The organism is Salmonella sp. NW1250 (assembly GCF_051812965.1).
Taxonomy (GTDB): domain Bacteria; phylum Pseudomonadota; class Gammaproteobacteria; order Enterobacterales; family Enterobacteriaceae; genus Salmonella; species Salmonella enterica.
Genome location: NZ_JAMNDD010000017.1, coordinates 37,223 through 58,408 on the forward strand (window position 1 = coordinate 37,223; position 21,186 = coordinate 58,408).

Annotated in this window: 22 protein-coding genes and 1 pseudogene; 3 read left to right on the forward strand and 20 right to left on the reverse strand. The window is 42.8% G+C overall.

The features are described from left to right. Positions 1-7: 7 nt before the first annotated feature. Both hutG and hutI read right to left on the reverse strand, forming a co-directional pair. The gene (hutG, locus tag NBA72_RS22020; protein ID WP_023198005.1) at positions 8-949 is read right to left on the reverse strand and encodes a formimidoylglutamase; all 942 of its coding nucleotides are present in this window, start codon (positions 947-949) and stop codon (positions 8-10) included. After that, positions 946-2,169, reverse strand: a complete 1,224-nt coding sequence (gene hutI / locus NBA72_RS22025; RefSeq protein ID WP_001249483.1) for an imidazolonepropionase — start codon at positions 2,167-2,169, stop codon at positions 946-948. The genes hutG and hutI overlap by 4 nt, the downstream gene beginning before the upstream one ends. A gap of 237 nt (positions 2,170-2,406) precedes the next feature. On the opposite strand from hutI, the gene NBA72_RS22030 reads away from it, so the two are divergent. Continuing rightward, complete coding sequence (locus tag NBA72_RS22030; RefSeq protein WP_001094776.1) at positions 2,407-3,690, forward strand: putative acyl-CoA thioester hydrolase; 1,284 nt, start codon at positions 2,407-2,409, stop codon at positions 3,688-3,690. 143 nt (positions 3,691-3,833) lie between these two features. Here NBA72_RS22030 and pgl read toward each other — a convergent pair whose 3' ends face one another. After that, positions 3,834-4,829: a 6-phosphogluconolactonase gene (pgl, locus tag NBA72_RS22035; RefSeq protein ID WP_000815468.1), complete on the reverse strand. Its 996-nt coding sequence runs from the start codon at positions 4,827-4,829 to the stop codon at positions 3,834-3,836. Positions 4,830-4,992: 163 nt separating this feature from the next. Between pgl and NBA72_RS22040 the strand changes: the two are divergent. Then, a pseudogene (locus NBA72_RS22040) lies at positions 4,993-5,217 on the forward strand (HAD-IIB family hydrolase); the annotation flags it as partial. Between the two features lie 160 nt (positions 5,218-5,377). Further along, entirely contained in the window at positions 5,378-6,220 is an 843-nt protein-coding gene (locus NBA72_RS22045) for a pyridoxal phosphatase (protein WP_000143911.1), read from the forward strand. Positions 6,221-6,654: 434 nt separating this feature from the next. On the opposite strand, the gene NBA72_RS22050 is transcribed toward NBA72_RS22045, so the two are convergent. From NBA72_RS22050 to NBA72_RS22130, 17 genes are all read right to left on the reverse strand, one after another. Next, positions 6,655-6,951 carry a hypothetical protein gene (locus NBA72_RS22050; RefSeq protein ID WP_000253632.1) on the reverse strand — a complete coding sequence of 99 codons (297 nt, stop codon included), beginning with the start codon at positions 6,949-6,951 and terminating at the stop codon, positions 6,655-6,657. A 10-nt stretch (positions 6,952-6,961) separates the two neighbouring features. Continuing rightward, on the reverse strand, positions 6,962-7,297 hold the full coding sequence (locus NBA72_RS22055; RefSeq protein ID WP_001192450.1) for a hypothetical protein: 336 nt from the start codon (positions 7,295-7,297) through the stop codon (positions 6,962-6,964). Between the two features lies 1 nt (position 7,298). After that, positions 7,299-7,868: a hypothetical protein gene (locus NBA72_RS22060; RefSeq protein WP_001107525.1), complete on the reverse strand. Its 570-nt coding sequence runs from the start codon at positions 7,866-7,868 to the stop codon at positions 7,299-7,301. Continuing rightward, positions 7,868-8,299, reverse strand: a complete 432-nt coding sequence (locus tag NBA72_RS22065; RefSeq protein ID WP_000263509.1) for a hypothetical protein — start codon at positions 8,297-8,299, stop codon at positions 7,868-7,870. Before NBA72_RS22065 ends, NBA72_RS22060 begins: the two co-directional genes overlap by 1 nt. Before the next feature lies 1 nt (position 8,300). Then, positions 8,301-8,753: a glycoside hydrolase family protein gene (locus tag NBA72_RS22070; RefSeq protein WP_000364297.1), complete on the reverse strand. Its 453-nt coding sequence runs from the start codon at positions 8,751-8,753 to the stop codon at positions 8,301-8,303. Continuing rightward, the gene (locus NBA72_RS22075; RefSeq protein WP_000455003.1) at positions 8,753-9,016 is read right to left on the reverse strand and encodes a hypothetical protein; all 264 of its coding nucleotides are present in this window, start codon (positions 9,014-9,016) and stop codon (positions 8,753-8,755) included. The genes NBA72_RS22070 and NBA72_RS22075 overlap by 1 nt, the downstream gene beginning before the upstream one ends. 33 nt (positions 9,017-9,049) lie before the next feature. Further along, on the reverse strand, positions 9,050-9,706 hold the full coding sequence (locus tag NBA72_RS22080; RefSeq protein WP_000718760.1) for a hypothetical protein: 657 nt from the start codon (positions 9,704-9,706) through the stop codon (positions 9,050-9,052). A 9-nt stretch (positions 9,707-9,715) separates the two neighbouring features. Continuing rightward, positions 9,716-10,012: a hypothetical protein gene (locus NBA72_RS22085; RefSeq protein WP_033904751.1), complete on the reverse strand. Its 297-nt coding sequence runs from the start codon at positions 10,010-10,012 to the stop codon at positions 9,716-9,718. Between the two features lie 12 nt (positions 10,013-10,024). Then, entirely contained in the window at positions 10,025-13,228 is a 3,204-nt protein-coding gene (locus NBA72_RS22090) for a phage tail tip fiber protein (RefSeq protein ID WP_000534918.1), read from the reverse strand. Between the two features lie 2 nt (positions 13,229-13,230). Then, positions 13,231-13,626 carry a DUF6950 family protein gene (locus NBA72_RS22095; protein ID WP_001009734.1) on the reverse strand — a complete coding sequence of 132 codons (396 nt, stop codon included), beginning with the start codon at positions 13,624-13,626 and terminating at the stop codon, positions 13,231-13,233. Beyond that, positions 13,626-14,249: a hypothetical protein gene (locus NBA72_RS22100; RefSeq protein WP_000991131.1), complete on the reverse strand. Its 624-nt coding sequence runs from the start codon at positions 14,247-14,249 to the stop codon at positions 13,626-13,628. Before NBA72_RS22100 ends, NBA72_RS22095 begins: the two co-directional genes overlap by 1 nt. After that, positions 14,249-14,815: a hypothetical protein gene (locus tag NBA72_RS22105; protein WP_000002330.1), complete on the reverse strand. Its 567-nt coding sequence runs from the start codon at positions 14,813-14,815 to the stop codon at positions 14,249-14,251. The genes NBA72_RS22100 and NBA72_RS22105 overlap by 1 nt, the downstream gene beginning before the upstream one ends. A 68-nt stretch (positions 14,816-14,883) precedes the next feature. Further along, a complete protein-coding gene (locus tag NBA72_RS22110; RefSeq protein WP_000101572.1) occupies positions 14,884-17,106 on the reverse strand; it encodes a hypothetical protein in 2,223 nt (740 codons plus the stop codon). Continuing rightward, positions 17,090-17,350, reverse strand: coding sequence for a hypothetical protein (locus tag NBA72_RS22115; RefSeq protein ID WP_223152474.1), 261 nt, complete (start codon positions 17,348-17,350; stop codon positions 17,090-17,092). Before NBA72_RS22115 ends, NBA72_RS22110 begins: the two co-directional genes overlap by 17 nt. A gap of 140 nt (positions 17,351-17,490) precedes the next feature. Then, positions 17,491-17,790, reverse strand: a complete 300-nt coding sequence (locus tag NBA72_RS22120) for a hypothetical protein (protein ID WP_001053108.1) — start codon at positions 17,788-17,790, stop codon at positions 17,491-17,493. A gap of 57 nt (positions 17,791-17,847) precedes the next feature. After that, entirely contained in the window at positions 17,848-18,321 is a 474-nt protein-coding gene (locus tag NBA72_RS22125) for a phage tail tube protein (RefSeq protein ID WP_000224410.1), read from the reverse strand. Between the two features lie 59 nt (positions 18,322-18,380). Further along, positions 18,381-21,185, reverse strand: coding sequence for a tail fiber domain-containing protein (locus NBA72_RS22130; RefSeq protein WP_001749692.1), 2,805 nt, complete (start codon positions 21,183-21,185; stop codon positions 18,381-18,383). Between the last annotated feature and the right edge of the window lies 1 nt (position 21,186).

Sequence of the window (21,186 nt, forward strand, 5' to 3'; positions counted from 1 at the left end):
TGACAGATTAACGCCACCAGTGCGCGATTTGCCAGCCAAGCCGCGCCGCCACGCGCGCCGCTGCGCCATCATCATCAAAGCGTGGATTAAACTCAACCAGATCCGCCGCCTGTAATTTTCCGCTGCGGCAAACCGGCTCAATTAAACGCAGAACCTGTATCAGCGGCACGCCCAGCGCTGCGGGAGCGGAGACGGCCGGCATTTCCCAGACAGGCAATACGTCGAGATCGATAGTCAGATAAATTTTATCCACCTTGTCGATAAACTGCGTCATCTGCGCCAGCGCGTCATGGCAGTCAAGATCCTCCACCACGGTAACATTCCGCCACTGCGCTTCCCGCCACAACGCCTGCGTATTCGCCGCACGGCTCACGCCGAAACAGGCATAATGAAACGCGCGGCTCTGCGCGTCGCATAGCTGCGCCAGCTGACGAAACGGCGTCCCGGATGTTGCCCGGTCGGTCTGACGGAGATCCAGATGCGCATCAAGATTAATGATCCCTACGCTTTCCTGCGCAAACGCGTCCAGCACCCCCGCGCCGTGTCCAAATGCGGTTTCATGCCCGCCGCCCAGCACCAGCGTGCGCATCCCGGCCCGCAGGCAGCGGCTTACCGCATCGCGCAAGGCCTGCTGCGCGCCTTCCAGATCGGGCGTCGGCGCAACCCAATTGCCTAAATCCACCAGCCGTTCATGTCCCTGATGGCTGGCCATATTCGCCAGCGCTTTACGCAACGCGTCCGGGGCGCCTGCCGCGCCGGGACGGCCTGCATTGCGTTTTACCCCCTCGTCGCAGGCAAATCCCATTAACGCGATCTTTTGCTGCCAGTTTTCGGGGGAAAAGGTCTCGCTGCGCGTGACGGTCTGAAACAGACGCCGCGCATCCGGCGCTTCTATACTGTCATCGCGCCCCTGCCAGAGCGCCGGAGAAGCCGGATACCATTGCGTCATGAGATTTGTCCTCTGTATACCCGCTGATATAAAGGGTTACGCCCCGGCTCATACACTATCTCTACCGGCTGTTCAGCATCCCATACCACAAAATCCGCCCGGTAGCCGGCCCTGATCTGCCCATGCGTCGCCTGTCTTCCCAGCGCGCGAGCGGCATGGCGAGTAACGCCCGCCCATGCCTCTTCCGGCGTCAGACCAAACTGTACGCAGGCCATATTCATCGCCAGATGCAAACTGCAAAACGGGCTGGTGCCGGGATTGAAATCGCTGGCGACGGCGACAGGCACCTGATAGCGGCGCAGCAGTTCAACCGGCGGGCGCTGCGTCTCGCGCAGAAAATAAAACGCGCCGGGCAACAACACGCCGACAGTACCGCCGTCACGCATCGCCGCGACGCCCGCTTCATCAAGATATTCGATATGATCCGCCGATAAGCCCTGATAACGGCTCACCAGCTGCGCGCCGCCCAACAGCGAAAGCTGCTCAACATGGCCTTTAACGGGAATACCTAACGCCTTCGCCGTCTGCAATACGCGCTCACTCTGCGCCACATTAAAACCGACGCTCTCGCAAAAGAGGTCTACCGCATCAAATAACCCTTTTTGCCAGAGCTGCGGAATCATCGTCTCGCAGACCAAAGTGATGTAGCCGTCCGGGTCGTCACGATACTCCGCTGGCGTAGCATGAGCGGCCAATAGCGTGGGGCTAATGTCGATAGCGTTTTCGGCGGCAAGTTTTGCAGCGACGCGCAGCAGCTTTTCTTCTGTCGCCAGCTCCAGACCATAGCCGGATTTAATCTCCAGCAGCGTAACGCCTTCGCTGGCAAGGCGCATCATGCGTTCGCGCGCCAGCAGGTAGAGCGTCTCCTCCGCACAGGCGCGGGTTGCTGATACCGTTGCGTTAATGCCGCCGCCCTGAGCGCTAATATGCTGGTATGACGCGCCGTTAAGCCGCTGCTCCCACTCTGCGGCGCGGTTACCAGCAAACACCAGATGCGTGTGGCAATCGATAAGTCCCGGGGTTACCAGTCGTCCCTGCATATCATGGATATTGTCCCCGCTGACAGGAAGCTGCGTCTCTGGCACGATATCGCAAATATGCCCTTCGCGTACAATCAGCGCCTGGTTATCCACCAGCCCGTACGGGGCTTGCCGCTGCGGGTCCATTGTCGCCAGCCTGATGTTTCGCCAGACAGTATCGCCCGGTAAAAGTTGCCGCATTCCTGTCGCTCTCTTGCCTGTCATGAGTTGTATAGACATTTATTTTCTTTCTGCTCCGGATTGTCAACTCAAAGCGCGAAAGTTGTTGCTTAATTGTGATAAAACTATCTGATGCGACAGGTGTTTCCGGCCTGAAAAGGAACTTTTTACCTTTTCGCCTTCCCGTTTCGTTCAACTTAGTATAAAAAAGCAGGCTTCAATGGATGTCATTTAACTTTTTCAAGCCCGGAGCAACCTGTGAATACATTATCGGTTTCCCGTCTGGCGCTGGCACTGGCTTTTGGCGTGACGCTGAGCGCCTGTAGCTCTACGCCACCCGATCAGATCCCTTCCGATCAAACCGCGCCTGGCACCGCCTCGCGCCCCATTCTGTCGGCAAATGAAGCGAAAAACTTCGTTGCGGCGCGCTATTTTGCCTCCCTGACGCCGAATACCGCCCCGTGGTCGCCGTCGCCGATTACCCTGCCCGCACAGCCTGACTTTGTGGTGGGGCCGGCAGGTACGCCAGGCGTTACGCACACCTCGATTCAGGCCGCGGTCGATGCGGCAATGGTTAAACGCACGAACAAACGCCAGTACATTGCTATTATGCCGGGCGACTATCAGGGGACCGTGTATGTTCCCGCCGCGCCGGGAAGTCTGACCCTGTACGGGACCGGTGAAAAACCGATCGATGTGAAAATTGGGATGGCGATTGATGGTGAAATGAGTGTCGCTGACTGGCGCCGCGCGGTGAATCCCGGCGGGAAATATATGCCTGGTAAACCCGCCTGGTATATGTTCGATAACTGCCAAAGCAAACACGCCGCGACGATCGGTGTAATGTGTTCTGCCGCGTTCTGGTCGCAGAATAACGGTCTGCAGCTACAAAATCTGACCATCGAGAACACGCTAGGCGACAGCGTCGATGCCGGAAACCATCCGGCGGTGGCGTTGCGTACCGATGGCGACAAAGTCCAGATTAACAAGGTCAATATCCTTGGCCGCCAGAACACCTTCTTTGTGACCAACAGCGGCGTGCAGAACCGTCTGCAAACCGATCGCCAGCCGCGTACGCTGGTGACGAACAGCTATATTGAAGGCGATGTGGATATGGTTTCCGGACGCGGCGCCGTGGTGTTCGATAACACCAACTTCCAGGTCGTCAACTCCCGCACACAGCAGGAAGCCTACGTCTTCGCCCCGGCGACGCTGTCCAATATTTACTATGGCTTTTTGGCGATCAACAGCCGCTTTAACGCCTCCGGCGATGGCGTTGCGCAGCTTGGCCGCTCGCTGGATGTCGACGCCAACACCAACGGTCAGGTCGTGATCCGCGACAGCGTGATTAACGAGGGCTTCAACGTTGCCAAACCGTGGGCCGACGCGGTCATCTCGAAACGTCCGTTTGCTGGAAATACGGGAACCGTGGATGACAAAGACGAGGTGCAGCGTAATCTGAACGACACTAACTACAACCGCATGTGGGAATACAACAACCGCGGTGTAGGCAGTAAAGTAGTGGCGGAACCTAAGCAGTAATCACCGTTCCGGTTCAGGCTTATAAACGGGCCGCCGCAGCAGATGTGGCGGCCCGTGGTTTTACTGCAAGCAATGTTTATTGAAATTAATCAGGCATCCCGCCTTGATGAGTTCCAGCCCGCCTCCATCCGGCACACAGCGCTTTAGTACGCGTTCACCACAACCCACATTGGCCCCTGGCCGACGGCATAACGGCCTTTTTCCGTCAGCAACCCCTGAGTGCCCGTAATTTCATAGACCGCGATATGATGTGATTTTTGACCCGCAGCAATCAGGTATTTTCCGCTATTGTCGATATTAAAGCCGCGCGGTTGGGCTTCCGTCGGCTGGAAGCCTTCAACGCTCAGTACGCTGCCATCTTCGGAGACACTAAAGACGGTAATCAGACTGGCGGTGCGGTCACAGGCATACAGATGCCGTCCATCCGGCGTAATATGAATATCCGCCGCCCAGCGGGTATCGGAAAAATCGGCGGGCATCATATCCAGCGTTTGCACGCACTCTATCTCGCCATGCGGATTTTTAAGCTGCCAGACATCCACCGAACTGTTCAGTTCATTGACGCAATACGCATATTGTCGATTCGGGTGGAAGACCATATGACGCGGGCCTGCCCCTTCAACTGTATTTACTTCCGCCGGCTCCTGGGCCACCAGATGGCCGTCATCGCTTAGCGTAAACAGACAAATGCGATCCTGTTTTAGCGCAGGCACCCACAGGGTACGGTTATCCGGCGTAATATTTGCCGAGTGGCAGCCGTCCAGCCCCTCCACCACATCCACCAGCTCAACCGGCAGGCCATCCTGTAAGCGCGTCACGCTGACATTACCGGCGTTATACGATCCGACAAAGACAAAACGACCATGATGATCGGTAGAAATATGGGTCGGGCTACCCGGCAGGGCGGATTCGGCGGCAAACGTCAGCGCGCCATCATCCGGCGCAATACGATACGCCAGGACACGAAACTCCGGGCGCACGCCGACATAGAGGTAGCGTTTATCCGGACTGACCACCATCGGCTGAACCTGACCGGGCACATCCACGACCTGCACCAGCGTCAGCGTCCCTTCGTGGTTCAGGCTCCAGACGTGAATTTGCTGACTCTCAGGGCTGGCGGTATAGACTGTTTGTTTCATGAATACTCCTTTGCATATGGCATGTAGCTGCAATAACAGGACACAGCTTAACGTAGTCGCTTTTGACGGCGAATGCTGAATTCAGACGCAGAATTTTGTCTGCTTACCGTCCCGGTGTACCATGCCGACAGACGGAATTATTACTCTTAATCTGGAAAAAATTATGACTGCACGCGTGATTGCCCTCGATTTAGACGGAACATTATTAACCCCGCATAAAACCTTACTCCCCTCCTCGCTTGACGCGCTATCACGCGCCAAAGAGGCGGGCTTTCAACTTATCATTGTCACTGGTCGCCATCACGTTGCTATTCATCCTTTTTATCAGGCGCTGGCGCTGGAAACACCTGCTATTTGCTGCAACGGCACCTATTTGTATAGGTTGCACTTTATACAAAAAATCTAGGTCATTGAAATATAACAACATCCTAGTTCCCGATTAAATAAAACTAACCAATTGATTTTTAAGTAATTTTACTTCTGCCTTTTTGACCTATCCCCATTCATGTACTATCAGTTTATCTATCAACTTCATATGTGTACATGAAATGACCTTTCAAGTTATTGCCCTTGACCTCGACGGCACGTTACTTACCCCACAGAAAACAATCCTGTCTGAATCCATACTAGCCCTTCAGAATGCCCGTAAATCTGGTGCAAAGATAGTGATAGTAACCGGACGACATCATGTAGCAATCCATCCCTTTTATCAGGCATTGGATTTAGATACACCTACTATATGTTGTAACGGGGCATTGCTTTACGATTACGTAGGAAAACGGGTGTTGGCCTCTGACACCCTACATCCAGAACAAGCTACGCAATTAGTATCACTTTTGGATGCACACAATGTTCATGGCTTGATGTATGCAGACGATGTAATGTTTTACAGTCAAGTAACTGGACACATTACCCGTACTGAAACGTGGGCTAGATCTTTACCTGAACATCAACGCCCGGTATTCAAACACGTTAATTCTTTAGGGGCGGCTGTCCATGACGTGGATAATATATGGAAGTTTGCCCTAACTGGTAGTGATATTGATAAATTAAAAAACTTTGCTCAAATAGTTAAAAGTGAGATCGGTCTTACCTGCGAATGGTCATGGCATGATCAAGTAGATATAGCCCAAATAGGTAACAGTAAAGGTAAACGCCTTACACAATGGGTTGAGTCTATGGGTTTATCAATGAAGGATGTTATCGCTTTTGGTGATAACTTAAATGATGTGAGTATGCTACAAAGTGCGGGCTTAGGTGTAGCTATGGGTAACGCCGTCGATGAAGTAAAAGCCTGTGCCGATCTGGTAATTGGTTCTAATACGGAACCTAGTATTGCTGAAATATTAAATGCTCATTATAACAATGAAACATTGAAGTTTATTCCGTAAATTAAATTTCAGTCATTTAATAATATAGCCCGCTAGAAGCGGGCTTAGGTTAGGCGGGTACTTCGATTACTGCAATGTTTACTGGAACAATGCCAGTATTGACTACAAAAAGTTGGTACGGGACTAACGCTAACTGGTGCGTCGGTGTAGCGTGGTGTGTAACTAATAATAAATGATACTGTATAATTATTCTTATTATACACTTCAATTGTACCGGCTTCTACGTATATAGAACGGTTATTACTTACATGTAAACCACTATCACCACCTAGCGAAGTATCTAATACTAAATGTATCGGATCGGCATTTTGAATATATGCCGGATGTGTTAAATCTACACTAAAAAGTCATGTGCATTTACTTTATGTGTGTATGGAATTAGGCATTTTGTGACCTCATAAAAAAGGAAAGGTGTATTACCTCTCCTTTATCTATTACATTGGTGTACCCAATAGTACAAAAAGTAGCTTGAAAATCGGTTCCAGTGGTAAATTTATTAACACAATCCCGAAATAATCAAAGAATGGAATAATGATATAACTATATAGTACGATAAGTGTTAGGACTAGTCCCAATACATTACGCCAGTGAATTGTAGTTTTTTCTATCTCAATCTTATTAACTTCTATTTGCCCTTCGGCGTTTTCGGATTTTACTTCCTGTTCTATGGTTTTAGTTTTAGTGAAAAAATTAATACCAGATTTTATTAAGTCATAAAGTATGCTTACCATTCCATTTTCCTTATTCGATGATACCTACTACCATTAACCAAATATAAGTACCTTTTACGAATGCCTTTTCATTCGAAAGTACAACCACGTGAATAGAAGTATCACGTAATGACCATTCGATAATTTCACCTACTTCACCTAGCTGTGGACGTTCGAAAGCAATATTCATAATGCTATCTACTTTGTCATTATATGGATGTGCTTTGAGAATCTTTTTAAGTTTCTTATTACCCATCAATGCACGTGGAAACGGTAGACTATTCATAATAGGCGTAACGTTATCTACTAGAATGTATGGTGTTTGTGTGTCGTAATGTTGGCTCATTTGGTTAATTGCTGTCTGCATCTTATTTTTTCCTTATGCTATATTCTCCACGCATATTATTAATTACTTTCAATATACGGCTATCTGCTTCCTTATAGAAATCAAAAATTATTTTACGTGTCTTAGTGTCTTTGGTCGCAATTACGCGATCTTTCTTTTTGCGTGTATCTACGATACGTTTAACGCCCTTTGATTCGACTACCTTATATTTACCACTCTTAAGATTAGATTTTAGTCCCGTAATGTTACCTTGCTTTGTTAGTTTGGTCTTACTGGTAGGAATAAACTTATCTAAACTTTCTTGTTTTACTAATGATCCGTATAGGTATTGGGCTTGTATGTCTTTTACCTGAATAGTACAGGTAACGCCCGTTACACGTTTATTGAAGAAATATAACATTGCATTGCCCGTAAATGGCACTACACCACCTGCGGCGGCATTGTTGATACCCGTCTGTAGTTCCTTGCTAATGTCTCGCATCTTTACGATCATTTCATTGCGGAAATCATTATTAAAATTCTTCCCTTCTTTGTTTAAGTACTTCTGTACTGCTTGTGTGTTTTTGACACGAATTAAATTATTTTTTGCCATTAAAAACACTCCATAATACGGCGTATAACGTCCAGTTGTAATCCCTTGTCTTTACGTAGTTTGGTCTTTGCCATAATCGCTTTATTCAAGCAATCGTAACGCGTACCGTATAACGCAATCAATGCAGTCTCTACTAACGTCGCTTCGGTATTACTGGCAAAACACCATAGAATATGTTTTGTATGGTGTTCGCCATTGTCTATACGTTGTTGTACTGTCTTAGAGCTACTGGAATATGTTTTCCAATCGGACTCATTTAGTACGGTACTTCCCTTTATTTTCTTTGCATCTTTGATACGTCGAAAAATCTGTTTAAAACCGAAATAAAAACTACCATCGTCTGGGAACTGAATTACATAAACAAATGCACTATAGTTACCGTCTGTTACTTCGCTTATATCCCAATCATCCTTGAAAAACATATCCCACATATTAGCCCTTAGTTACGTAACTAATCATTTCATTCACTCTATTGGGTGTCTGTCTGTACCAGTTACTATTTTTAAATTCTGCAATGGCGTCGTTATAACGCCCATCACGTAACGCCTGTAAAGCTTTTTTAAAGCCACGCGTTTTAGTTAGTCCCACTTGAAACAACATCATGATCATAAAGTCATGCCATCGACTAACGGAAGGTAGATTAAGATTTAAAGTACGGTAATCATTTTCCGCAATTGCAATATCTTTAATTAGCAATGCTTCGGCTTCTTCGTCCGTTAGTCCATTGGGAAATGATTCACCCTTTTTAATTAGGTGTCCGTATCCAATTGTTGGATAACCCAAATGATCTTTATAAACTTGAAAGCGTCCATTTCGGTAATAACCGATATACTTTTGATACTCTTTAGTACCTTCGAATATTTTTAATTGTGTGATTAAGTCCATTAAATCTTCCTTTCTAAAACCTCTAAGATAGTTTTAATTTGTGCTAGCTCTACCTTAATATCGCTAATTTCCTTAACTACTAACTTAAGTTCTAAAATATCGTCTTCGATAGTCTCCGTCCGTTGTTCCAATAATTTTAATTTGGATTCAATCATACCGATCCTATGTTCGTAGCGTTTGACGCCCGAAAAAGTCCAATTGGTAAACTTACCAATTAGCCCAATTACGGTGGCGGCAAGTGCTCCAATTGCTAACCATTCCATTTATATTTCCTTTTTATTATTAGTTACTTTTATTTAGTAACCCGTTACACTTGCTAGGGCAATTCTGATACCATTATTCCCCATTGCTTGAGTATAGTTTTTTTGGTTTCGGTTTATATATTGCAGGGTAAAAGATTGTGCATTGTTTCGCCTAATCAATATTCCTGAATATCCCGCTACCGTTCCATCGTCCGAAATATTGCCGGGACACTGAGAAACGCAAAACCACGGATTAGGAAAGCTAGTATTTAATGTAATTGCGGTTCCTAGATCGTGTCCGGCAGGCACATTAAAGAAATCTTGTATACGGGGCATAGTACCGGCACTTGCGGCACTCCATACCAATTGACCGCTTGCATTGAATACGTCCAAATATCCCGACTGTAGCGGCGTTGTATTACTGGAAATCATAAATCTTGCTCGGTCTTGTTCGTATAATTCTGCTCCTGGAAAACAGTAAGTACCATCTACTAGAAGTTGGCACCAGCGAATACCTTCTTTAGTAGGCCATTGATTAAGACCAGTAAAACCCAATGTTTGACCGTTGCCGATACTGTTATTACCGAAAATATAATATCCAACGTCAATTAAACGCTGCATTCCTAATACCTGACTAGTAACAATAGATTTATTGGTACTATCAATTGTTAATGCACCACGTGCATTAAATGCCTGAAAGCCTGCGGCCATAATTCCCCCTTATTCGAAAGTGTATATATCAATTATTAATGTTTGTGCATAGACTCCACTGACTGGCAAATATTGCACGACAAATGAATCATTATAGGGAATACAATAAAAATCATTTGAATTATAAGTTTGTCGGACGATTGCTAACCATCCAGTGGGACGCATACCGCCCCACCCAACATTCCATGATGTAGTAGTTCCTGTACCAATTCCTAATGTAGTAGTCCCTACATAACGCATATTATAATCTGTGAGATCTGCGACCAATACACCGCTAGCATTCCAGCACTGTAAACCACTTGCCATAATTTAAACTCCTTACCATAAGCCCATTCTTACGCGTAGTGTTCCGTTCTGGTCGAATATCTGAATCAAGTTATTATTGATTGTCATACGTCCAGTACCGCCACTACCGTTAATGTACATTTCGCCGTTTTTGCCTATATACCATCCTGATTGTTGCCATACATAGTTATTACTATAAATTTCGTTCCCGATTTTCGCGTTTGTAATTTCGCCATCTATAATCTTGGCACTGTTAATACTGGCATTTGCAATCTTAGAGTTAGTAACACTTAGATCGGAAATATAAGCTGTACCTATACTACCTTGCTGGATCATTGCCGTTTTTAGATAAGTAGTACCATTGATTAATGCAAATGGTGCTTGTCCTCCTACAGTCGCGGTATCCGATCCACTGATAACAAATTTATCGGCGGCAAAATAGATTGCACTGTTATTACTTGCACCTTCGGACGCTACTAGACGAATACCCGCTACAGTACCGTTAGCCTGCACTGAAAGGCTGTATTGTGCGTCTACTGTACCTTTATCTGCCTTTGTAATTAGTTGTTGGTTTACGCTGGCTTGGTTCCCGTCTACGGTCGATTTGATTTGTGTAATTTGCTGTGCTGTGGCTTCTTCGTTCTTGACGATGGTTTGATTTAGTTCGGTGATCTTTGCCGTTACGTCATTGTCGATAGTATTTTGTAGTACCGCAATCTTTGTATTGGTATATTCATTACTTTCATTAACTGCATTCGAAAGAATATCATCTAGACGATTATTTAAATCAAGAATATCGTTAATATCGGCTGCATCTTCTTCGGTAAATTGATACTTACTATTGATACTAATTGTTTGTTCGGCAGTATATTGTATGTTATCCATGCCAAATACATCGAAAAAGCCCATCTTAACTTTATATTCACCGTCGGGAATATTTGGAATACTATCGAATTCTGGTTTATTGGAAATGTACTGAGTATTTACTAAACCACTTGTTAATTGAATAACTGCACCTGCATAGTCGCGTTCGTCCGATTGTTTCCAACTACAGAATAAGTTCCCGAATCCACCTGCAATAGTAAAGCCAGTGGCTAATTTACATTGCTTATTTTCTACGGTAATTTTAACTTCTGGTGAGTATGTACCTGTACTATATCCCTGTGCAATTACACCTAACGTTGGTTTACGAATCTTTGTTTCGTTTAGTGCAAGTGTTAGATTAAATGCATTGGTAGGTGAATAGAAAGATTTAATATATGCTTCACCGTCATATAGACGAATCTCATAGTATTTTAAGTACTCACTAAATGGACGCCCATTAATAACTAGATTGCTTTGATCGTCCCATGCGATGTTAAAATCTGGTGCATCGGTTACATAGGCCGATTCTGTACTATTCGAAAGTTTGATACCCGTTACGGCAGGTAATGCAAAATCATATTGTGGAATTAAACCATCTACCGTTACTTTACTACTTACGAATCCTAAGTTGTTATAGGCCGCTACTGCAAAGTCGTATTTCTGGTCAGACTGTAGACTATATAGAGCGTAGCTTATTTCGTACTTGGTCGTAGTTCCTGCAAACGTCCACGCATTGTTACCAGATTTGCGGTAGTAGATGTAATAGCCACGTAAATTACCATCGGGGCTAGCTGTCCACGTTAGATCTACAATGTTCCCGCTTACAACGTTCCCACGGCGAACTACTTCTAGATTGCTTGGCGGTAGTACACCAATCACGCTACTAATAGATCCGTCTGGTGTCCAAATACCGGGATCTTTGCCGTCATAAATGCCGTCATTGGTCTGGACGCATACTAGATTGATAAAACCTAATGTATCTTGTGCTGTGCTAATTTCTTTACTTACTATTCGGTACTTTCCGCTAATATCAAATTCTTTAACATTAATATCTACGCAATCCCATACCTGTAGATCCCATGCATCGGGAGTAGTAAAGGTAATGGTATTTTGTGCGTACTTCATTTTAAGTAATTCACGGTTTGCCAAAAATGCTAACTGCGATTGGTCATAGATCCATGTAAAATCTAGTGCCTGTGTAATTACTCTACCGTCGCTTCTAATTACATCGTCATTGCTAATGTCACTTGGAAAACGTACTACATCATTTCCGTAGTTATTACCTACGGCAGTATATTTTGCATCGATTGTATTGGCATAGTCCGTGTTACCACTGGTTGTTACTTTCAATGATCCCGTAATATTGGTTTCGTCGAATGTATGTACTGAAAGTGATTTACGATCCGCACCACAACAAATTTTACCTGCATTGATATAAAGCAATCCGCTAAACGTCTGTAGAATGGCTTCGATAGTTTGTTTATAGGTATCGTTATAGGACATGTTGCCATTGCTATAAAATTCCATATCCTTACAATACTGTGCCGTAGTACGGAAACTATCTAGATCAATTAATGCAGGGTCTAAGCCCATTCCCCAAAGTGTATTTGTCAATAGTTCATAGATCTGTGACGGGGGATTACTGGACGCTTTACGGGTCATATCGGTAAGGTCAGTAATCATTAGTCCTTTCATTTCAACTTTCATAATATAGTTGTCATTGACTAAAATACTGTCTTCCAATGAATCTTGGGTTTTCTTGATAACGCAACTAATACTAACTACGCCATCGCCACGAAAATTATTATTCCAGCGAGATCCGGCATATTCCATTGGTAGGGATTTACTATTACTATATGATCCCCCAAAACGTACTTCCAATTGTAAGTACTTTTGATATTTTGCAACAATAGATTCGGTTGCTACGCGTCCATCGGCTTTAATTGGATTTACTAGTACAGGTTCATCGTCAATATAAATCTGTTCGATCCATTTTTCAGTACCGCCCAATGCTACTACGTGTTCGGTGAAAAGATATTGTGATTCTGAATCCTTGACGTTGTACCACGGTACGACCGTACCGCACATAATAAAGCTACCATTGCTTACGCCGTTCTTGTGGGGCAATTCACCACCCAATAGAACGGGTAGACCTGTTACGGGACTTGTACTGCGGCTTACGCTCGTTGCTGCGTCGTCATAGCCCGTAGTACCCAATTGTGCCAATGCACTAGATGCAACAAAACTTAGTGCACCTGCGGCTGCACCCCATGCGGCAGCGGCATAGAGTGATGCACCGCCCGTATACGCTGCTGCGAATACTGCGACCGCCGTAATAATGGCTCCGAAAATTCCACCACCTTTACTACCCATAATTATTTCCTTATTCTGTAATACTTCCCGTGATCCTTCAGGGGAATTAATTTAAATTGTGTATGTTCATCATTTACGCCAATCAAGCGATTACTAAAAACCACTGCCATTAGTAAGGGGTTTTCAGTATCTAGCCAAATATCACCATCGATTGGGTGTTTTGTTTCATCGGCATATTGTTTAATAATTTCTTGTGTACTTTTAAAACCTAATTCATTTAATTGTCGTACACCGTCAATTACGGAATTGTAGTTAGCTACTTCTGCCCAATCTGTACCATGCTTTAGATCAAGTACACGTAGGCATAGAATATTGCAATCATTGCTACCGAAACGATATTCTTTATTAAGTGAGTTTTCGCATATTTCATATAGTTCATTACTGTTTTTAAAATTCATTATTTGTACTTCCATGTTTGACCACTATTAACTACGCCCAATAGGGACATAATTTGATCGCCCGGAAAATAAGATTGATAGACACTATTTGCACATAGTGTACGGGTCTGTAGGTCTAGTTGTTTATATACACTATTTAACTGTACTGTTAATTCATTCTTTTCATTCATTGGATCGGCTTCGGCTTCGATGTAATCGATAAAGCCCGAATACATTAGATCGTAGTCCAGTACATCGCCCGTAGCGGGGTTAAGAATCGCAAGATAGATATTTACTTTCGCATCTTTAAACGCCCCGCCCAATGCAAGAATACGTGTAGTATTGGAAACATTACTGATCTTGAAATTAATATTTGTATTGGTAATTTGTTTTTCTTCGGTAAATGATGGTAATGAATCGGTGATTAAGTCGGGAAAAGGTACATATAAAGTACCACCTAGCGTTACTTCCCCTAGTCCATCTGTCCAGTGAATAGAATCAATTGCCTTTGGAATAACGTCGAAACATTTAACATGTATACCCATAGAAAGTACTTCTGTTAATGTTAGTTGTTTTTTATTGCCACCTCTAAAAACATTCCAATATTCCAATAGATCGGGATTGGTAAAAACTCCTGCATTCATTAGCGTACAACCTCCGTACATTTAAAAGTAATTGCTACTAGATTCGTTACGGGCATTTGAAAATCGTTATCTACGTCTAGACGTGCTTCAATTACAAGGCCATTGTAGAAAACTGTTTCATTGGCTTGAATATTGGCCTGTAGTGCGGGAAAAATAGAAACTTCTGTACCTGTATTGGCTACGATCTGGTAAATCTTTTTATGATTACCAAATTGAATCATCGTTCCTACTTCAAGTTGTTGTGCCGATGCCGTAGTAAATTTATATACACCACGTTTTACATCATTTTTTACACTTACTGCACCTGTTTGTTTTCCTTTATAGGTCGATAGGTGTCCCAATGGAATAGTAAACAGCTTGCCCTGTGAATACTCCGCAATAAATGCAAGAACTTCCTGTCTATCGCGTTGGTTGAAATTAAGTGTGAAATTAAATGTATACCACTGTACGCCCGTACTACGTTGAATAAGTGCACCCGTCCACGATTGATTACTATATTGTGGTGATTTACTCGATAACGTAAAGTCCGATAATTTAATATTATTTGAAAATGTTAAGTTTGCCATATTTTAAACCTCATTGATTTATAGATATATTTAGGGAATAAAAAACGGGAGCAATGCCCCCGTTATTATTATGTACTTCTCTTTTGTGCGTCTCGTACTGCTTGATTTACTGATTGACTATGTTTCTTCAACATTTCATTAAATTTAGCGTCATCGTCGCCTATACTGCCTTGTACAATCAATGGTGCGTAGATCGTAGTATCGCCACCATAATTATTACTACCGGAATTGTTATCTAAAAATTCAGTTAGTTTTTTGTTGGCTTCTGGCTGTACTACGCGTTCACCTGCTTTTAGTACAAATGATTTATTATCCATCGACGGATCTAGACTATCTACCCCGCCGTGGAATTGTCCACTGATGTTAGTACCACGTGCTGTACTAATTAGCTGTGCACCCATACCCAATATTTGACCGTATGCGGCAATATTTGCGGGGAATGGCGTAGCAAGTGCTTCGGATAGTGCTACCTGCATATTCATCATAATTTGTGCCATATTGATCCCTTTCTGGATCGCAAAGGCTGCGGCAGCGGCTTTATTACCTTCACCAAATACACCTGCAAGTACATTACCCATATCACCAGCGGCAGTAGCTAATATATTCATCTGTGCGTTGGTGTTTTGCTGTGCAATCTGCATTGCCTGTGCTGCATAACGTGCCTGTATATCGGCCTTACGTTTTTCAAAGTCTTCTGTACTTTGTAATAGATTGGCATTTAACTGTAGTTCTAATTCTTCACGTTTTTTATTTTCTTCCAATAGCTTTTGTGTATTGTCATAGGCAAAAGGATTATCACCATTTAAACGCTGTGCTTGTTGGTCAGATAAAAAATTAGATTGGGTTTTATTAATACCCATACCAGATATATTAACTTGGTCTTTTAAATCTTGATTGGGGTCAGTATATCCAATCATGCTATCGATTAATTCAGTACGTGCACGTGCACCGGACTTTCTAGCACGATCTAGTAATGCTTCAATTTCGGATGCAGTTTTACCTACAGTCTTTGCAGTAGTTTCGATTGTCTTCAATAGTTCGTTTTGTTGGCGGTCGAATACCTGTAGGCGTTGTTCTCCGGCGTTCTCTGCTACTTGCGACAATGCCACTTCTAACGCTCTCTCGGCCTGTATACGCTTCGCTGCTGCTTGTTTGGCTGCGGCCTCGGCTTTACGTGCTGCGGCTTCCTGTGCTTTCTTAGCGGCTGCTGCGGCCTTCTCTGCTTCCTGTTTAGCACCCCATCCACTTTTTGGATCTGCTGTACCAGTATTACGGGGGTTAGTTTTCCATTTACCCTTATTGGCTTCATATCCTGCACGTGAAGCATTTACGAAATCATATTCATTTGATCCGGCAATAAATGCAGAATCTAATGAATCTTTACCTAACAATTTCTTTAGAAAGTCTGGAATAGCACCTTTACCACCCAATACGAAATTATCTGCACCACGGTATAGCATTTGCATAAAATCGCTTCCCGTCCAATCCTTATTAACCAATTCATAAAGATCATTAAATTCCTTTATAACTGGTGTCATGAAGTCATAGAGATACGATTGCCCCGTTCTGGTTGCACTCTGCAAATTATCGTCAAATTTCTGGAATGCTGCGGCGGTATCTTCACTGATAATTACAGATTCATTATTAATCTTATTCCATGCTTCTTGACTATTGGCACTTTCATTAAGTACTGATACTAGGCGGCTAGCATCACTACCCATACTTTCTAATAAGAATGTAATTTCGCCCGTAGTCCTTCCTGCATCTTTCAATTTATAGAAAGTATCGATTACGGCTTTAATACCACCATCGGCTTGATTTAGGTATTTGGTAAAATCATTAATATCCAATCCTACGGATTTAATATCATCGGAAATAGCACCACCATTTGCAAATGCATCGCCCAATTTATCTAAGGTATCTTGGTTTATATCTGCTAGTTTCTCGGCATTAACACCAGTACGATAGAATGCCTTATCAAGTTTCTGTAACTCGGTAACGGTCAATCCGCTTTGCATACTTAATTGATTAAGTTGTCTTACGTTGTCATTTAGTTTTATTGCCAATCCAGCTAATGCAGTACCAGCTACACCCACTGCACCTACAATACCAACGAAACCACCACTAATACGGCCTAAACCACTTGCAATAGAATCGGCAGCACCACCAATTGATCCACCCGCTTTTTTACCAAATTTACCTATAGAATCTTCGGCTTGATTTAGTTTCTTTTGCAAGCCAGTAGTATCACCGTCAACCTCTACTATAATTCTTTCATTTTTTCTTGCCATTTTTGCCCTCATTGCTTATTTGACGTTTGATCATATCGCCAATAGATTTAATATTATTGCGACTGTTTTCTATTTCTTGTTCTTCCCTTTTTAATGCTTTTTCTCGCATTGTTAACGAAACATCACTTAGAAGATCTGCGAAATCCCAATCACTAACCTTTGCTTTTTTACGTGCTTCGGGGGTTATTGATTGGGAAGTCATTAAGAGTAAGTTACAAAGATTTGCGTACTTGATCATTTCCATTCTTGCCCCGTTTGGCTCTATTAAGGTGTCGTATATATAAAGGGCATTAAAAATATCAGGGTCAATGGTGTCTATTTCTTCTAGGGATAGTCCACGCTTATGTAGCATCTTTAATGTAAAGCGTAGCTGTGAGTCCGTTCTTATTTTTTTTCGGTAGAATCTACTTCGTCTTCGGTAGAAATTAGGGCAAGTACCTTAATGTAAATTTCATTGGCGAGCACTTGATCAATCTCCGAAACATTAATTAGATCGTTATCATCTTCTAGTGCAAAAATAGGTTTACCGTTTTCATCCTTAACACAATAAACTAGAACGGCTTCTAGGGTAGTACAATTACTTGCATCTTTAATTGATGGACGATGAATATATACCGTGAATCCGTCAATTTTAGTTTCATGTAGTTTTGGTTTTAATGCTTGTTTTAGTGCCTGTAGATTCATATCTTTCTCCATTTAAAAAAATTGGGGGAGTACTTATACTTCCCCCATCGCTTTTATTTATGGTGTTGGTACTACTGTTACTTTAGATTCAATCGGGCCACCATCGACGGCTAGAACGAAATCACGTGTTACTACTTGGTCTTTATCACCACTAGTTACGGAAGAAGAAACGAAAGCTACGTAGGTAATACTATATGATTGGGTATGCGTTGCATCTTCATAATAAGTAATACGGAATTGTGCACGTTGTTGGTTTTCTTCTAGTTCCAATAGTTTTTGGTGAATCTTATTATCGGGTAGGTAGTTAACGGTTAGCGTAATATCTGGTACGGATTTAGTACCCAATAGTTTACGGTTATATGCGTTATTATAAGTAACTACATCGATTACTACGTTTTCCGCACCAACGGTAGGGAATGCACCAATTTCTGGAATTTCTTCGAAATCAGTAGCGGGGGTTTTAGATCCTGGGGTATGTGTGCCTACTTCTACAGTAAGGTTAGCACCTGCAAAAATATCCATAGTTGCCATTTTATATATTTCCTTATATAAGTTAATTTAAGTACGGAAAGCATATCCGTACTTTATATTTATTTATTGTCCAAAAGTTTCTGTACTAATTCTTTTAGTTCATCGATTTGTTTTTGTTGTTCCTCAAGTTTGGTTATCTTTTCGTCCATTTCCTTGAAGGCTTGAACAAGAAGTGCCGTTATTCCGGCATAGTCAACTGAATAGAATCTTTCCTCTTCACGAAGTGGAGTACCATCTTGTGTTGGCCCCGGTAAATCAACATATTTAGTAAAAGAACCACTTGCTTCTGGTAATACATCTCTTACTTCTTGAGCTATAACACCAGCATGTGGCATACCATTTTCCTTCAATGTATAAGTATATCCACCAATAGCTCTCACTCTATCTATAGCATTACTAATAACCTCGATATTTTCTTTTAGATCTCTATCGGATGCCTGATTAAATGCCGATGCATTTACAACACCATTTACATCGAGCTGTTTAGATAGATCTCTGTTTACTTGTCCGTAAAATATCCATCCATCTTCTACAGTTCCGAACTCAGTTACACTACGTCTACCATCAGGATTGCCAAATGTGTAATAATATGGAGTTGCCGTACCATCAACAAGCATAGTTCCGTGTCGAGTGTGAAGCTTTCTAACGCTATGCGGGCCGAAATACAAATCATTGGAAAGGATGTTAACAACACCCCAAAGAGATCCGTTTTCATCCCACTGCAAATACGAGTTCCTGTTATTTTCTAGGTTTCCAGTGCGAAGGGTAGTCTTTAGCACACCGTCTTGAAATTCATTATAAAGTTGCGTAAGACCTTTTGGATTATTGTTTTGTATGTTATAAAGTTCAAGATGACCGCTAAACCCAGTATCATATTGTGTTAATTTCAAGTCTCGCAATTGAACATTATCATTCTCACGAACAATTTTAAACCATCCATGCGGCCATTGACCATTTGTAAGCACAATGATGTACATGATATTTGCTGCCGACGTTGCTTCTACAACTCCGAATTCTGGTTTTCCTTCTTGATTCCTTAGATGTATCTTAAAATTATAAGTCCACCAACCATGACCGTCGGCGGGCTTATTAATTACATTTTCTCCAGATGAGAAAAATCCTGATTCATTGTTTTCTATAAACCAACCAAGAATATTAGTTCCATCAGGAATTATTTTATAAGCTGCTGGGATATTAAGATTTAATCTGGCGTCTTTTTTATTTGTTGCACCAGTACCACCGGCAACAATCTTTAATGGTTCCCATGTTCCAGTATCATCACGCCAAGTTCCCCAATCACCGTTAGGTCTGATAGTGATACGATAAGGATTTTGCCCACTAGATGGATATATCATAGTTTCGGATGGCGACTGTTTAAATCTGTCTAAACCAATGTTTTGTTTTACAGTATCAACGTCCGCTACATCACTTAGGTTATTTGATACCTGCAAGTACTTTGCATCGTTCTCGATTGTACTGTTAATACCTAAATTAGTACGTGCCTTTGCAACGTTCGATAGATCGCTTAGGTTTGCACTGATCTTTAGCTGTGGGTCGTCTGTAACGCTTCCTAAGCCTACATCGGCCTTAGATACGGTTACATTAGAGTCTAGGGCGTGTCCGTTGACTGTGGTTGTTTTAGGGACGTATGTAGCATCGCTTTCGGCCTTGCTATAAACACTAATATTGGTACGTGCTGCGGCTGCGTCGGATACATCACTTAGGTTATTTGATACCTGCAAGTACTTTGCATCGTTTTCGATTGTACTGTTAATACCTAGATTAGTACGTGCCGTTGCAACGTCCTTAACATCGGATAGATTATTTTCTACTTGTAAGTACTTTGCATCATTTTCAAGAGTACTATTAATTCCTAAATTGGTACGGGCAATTGCAGTATCGACAATATCACTTAGATTATTTGCAGCCTGTAGAAATTTAGCATCCGTTTCCGATTGGCTATATACTTCCAATTTCTGGCGAGCTACTACAACGTTAGTTAATTCACTTAAGTTATTCGGGCCGATCATGAATTTATTATCAGTTTCGGATTTACTGTATACGCTTAAATTACTACGTGCTGATTCAAAGTTAGTTAAATCGCTTAGGTTATTGGACTTAATTAGATAACGTGTATCGGCTTCACCACTGGTATATAGACGTGTCCACGGCGTAGTAGCATTACGTGCATATAAACGTAGGTCGCCCGTTGTTGTCATCATGATATTGGTGTTTTCTGCTTGTTGATCTACTAGTTCAATACCCATTAGATCTACACCACTTGGGTTATCAATATCGGATGCAGAAATTTTTACAAAGGCGTTGCCCGTTGCTTGATCTGGTTGATATTGCGGATAGTCTATACTACCGTCCGATCCTACGCCGAAATCACCACGGCGTAATACTGGGGGAATATCACGGGGTGCATAGCTAATTACTTCGGTAGGTACAAAATCGTAGGTCATAGTAACTACAGAATCTTTATCACCATTTAGCATACGACTACCTAGTACACCATTTAGCATTACACTTTCTAAACGTCCGGCTTCGTTATTTTCATTGACAAAAATAGTAATTTGGAATTCTTCTTGGTTATCGTATTTTTTATCTAAGTACTCATGCGTTGGATCGGTAGGAATATAATTAACTACTAGCGTCACATTATCTACGGTTTTCTGTCCTTCGATGGCATTGCTATATTCATCATTATATGTTTCGATCTTCTGTACTTCGGTTCCCATACTAAAAGATGGGTATGCGGCTAACTCGTTAATCTGAATATTACCACCAGTAATTACGGCTCTATTTCCCGTATCATCGTTGTAATATACCTTAACGTCTTTACCGTTAAAAATGTCTGCCATA

Coding starts and splice junctions, on each gene's coding strand:
- hutG (WP_023198005.1), bottom strand. CDS start 949: ATGACGCAATGGTATCCGGCTTCTCCGGCGCTCTGGCAGGGGCGCGAT.
- hutI (WP_001249483.1), bottom strand. CDS start 2,169: ATGCGGCAACTTTTACCGGGCGATACTGTCTGGCGAAACATCAGGCTG.
- pgl (WP_000815468.1), bottom strand. CDS start 4,829: ATGAAACAAACAGTCTATACCGCCAGCCCTGAGAGTCAGCAAATTCAC.
- NBA72_RS22045 (WP_000143911.1), top strand. CDS start 5,378: ATGACCTTTCAAGTTATTGCCCTTGACCTCGACGGCACGTTACTTACC.
- NBA72_RS22050 (WP_000253632.1), bottom strand. CDS start 6,951: ATGGTAAGCATACTTTATGACTTAATAAAATCTGGTATTAATTTTTTC.
- NBA72_RS22055 (WP_001192450.1), bottom strand. CDS start 7,297: ATGCAGACAGCAATTAACCAAATGAGCCAACATTACGACACACAAACA.
- NBA72_RS22060 (WP_001107525.1), bottom strand. CDS start 7,868: ATGGCAAAAAATAATTTAATTCGTGTCAAAAACACACAAGCAGTACAG.
- NBA72_RS22065 (WP_000263509.1), bottom strand. CDS start 8,299: ATGTGGGATATGTTTTTCAAGGATGATTGGGATATAAGCGAAGTAACA.
- NBA72_RS22070 (WP_000364297.1), bottom strand. CDS start 8,753: ATGGACTTAATCACACAATTAAAAATATTCGAAGGTACTAAAGAGTAT.
- NBA72_RS22075 (WP_000455003.1), bottom strand. CDS start 9,016: ATGGAATGGTTAGCAATTGGAGCACTTGCCGCCACCGTAATTGGGCTA.
- NBA72_RS22080 (WP_000718760.1), bottom strand. CDS start 9,706: ATGGCCGCAGGCTTTCAGGCATTTAATGCACGTGGTGCATTAACAATT.
- NBA72_RS22085 (WP_033904751.1), bottom strand. CDS start 10,012: ATGGCAAGTGGTTTACAGTGCTGGAATGCTAGCGGTGTATTGGTCGCA.
- NBA72_RS22090 (WP_000534918.1), bottom strand. CDS start 13,228: ATGGGTAGTAAAGGTGGTGGAATTTTCGGAGCCATTATTACGGCGGTC.
- NBA72_RS22095 (WP_001009734.1), bottom strand. CDS start 13,626: ATGAATTTTAAAAACAGTAATGAACTATATGAAATATGCGAAAACTCA.
- NBA72_RS22100 (WP_000991131.1), bottom strand. CDS start 14,249: ATGAATGCAGGAGTTTTTACCAATCCCGATCTATTGGAATATTGGAAT.
- NBA72_RS22105 (WP_000002330.1), bottom strand. CDS start 14,815: ATGGCAAACTTAACATTTTCAAATAATATTAAATTATCGGACTTTACG.
- NBA72_RS22110 (WP_000101572.1), bottom strand. CDS start 17,106: ATGGCAAGAAAAAATGAAAGAATTATAGTAGAGGTTGACGGTGATACT.
- NBA72_RS22115 (WP_223152474.1), bottom strand. CDS start 17,350: ATGGAAATGATCAAGTACGCAAATCTTTGTAACTTACTCTTAATGACT.
- NBA72_RS22120 (WP_001053108.1), bottom strand. CDS start 17,790: ATGAATCTACAGGCACTAAAACAAGCATTAAAACCAAAACTACATGAA.
- NBA72_RS22125 (WP_000224410.1), bottom strand. CDS start 18,321: ATGGCAACTATGGATATTTTTGCAGGTGCTAACCTTACTGTAGAAGTA.
- NBA72_RS22130 (WP_001749692.1), bottom strand. CDS start 21,185: ATGGCAGACATTTTTAACGGTAAAGACGTTAAGGTATATTACAACGAT.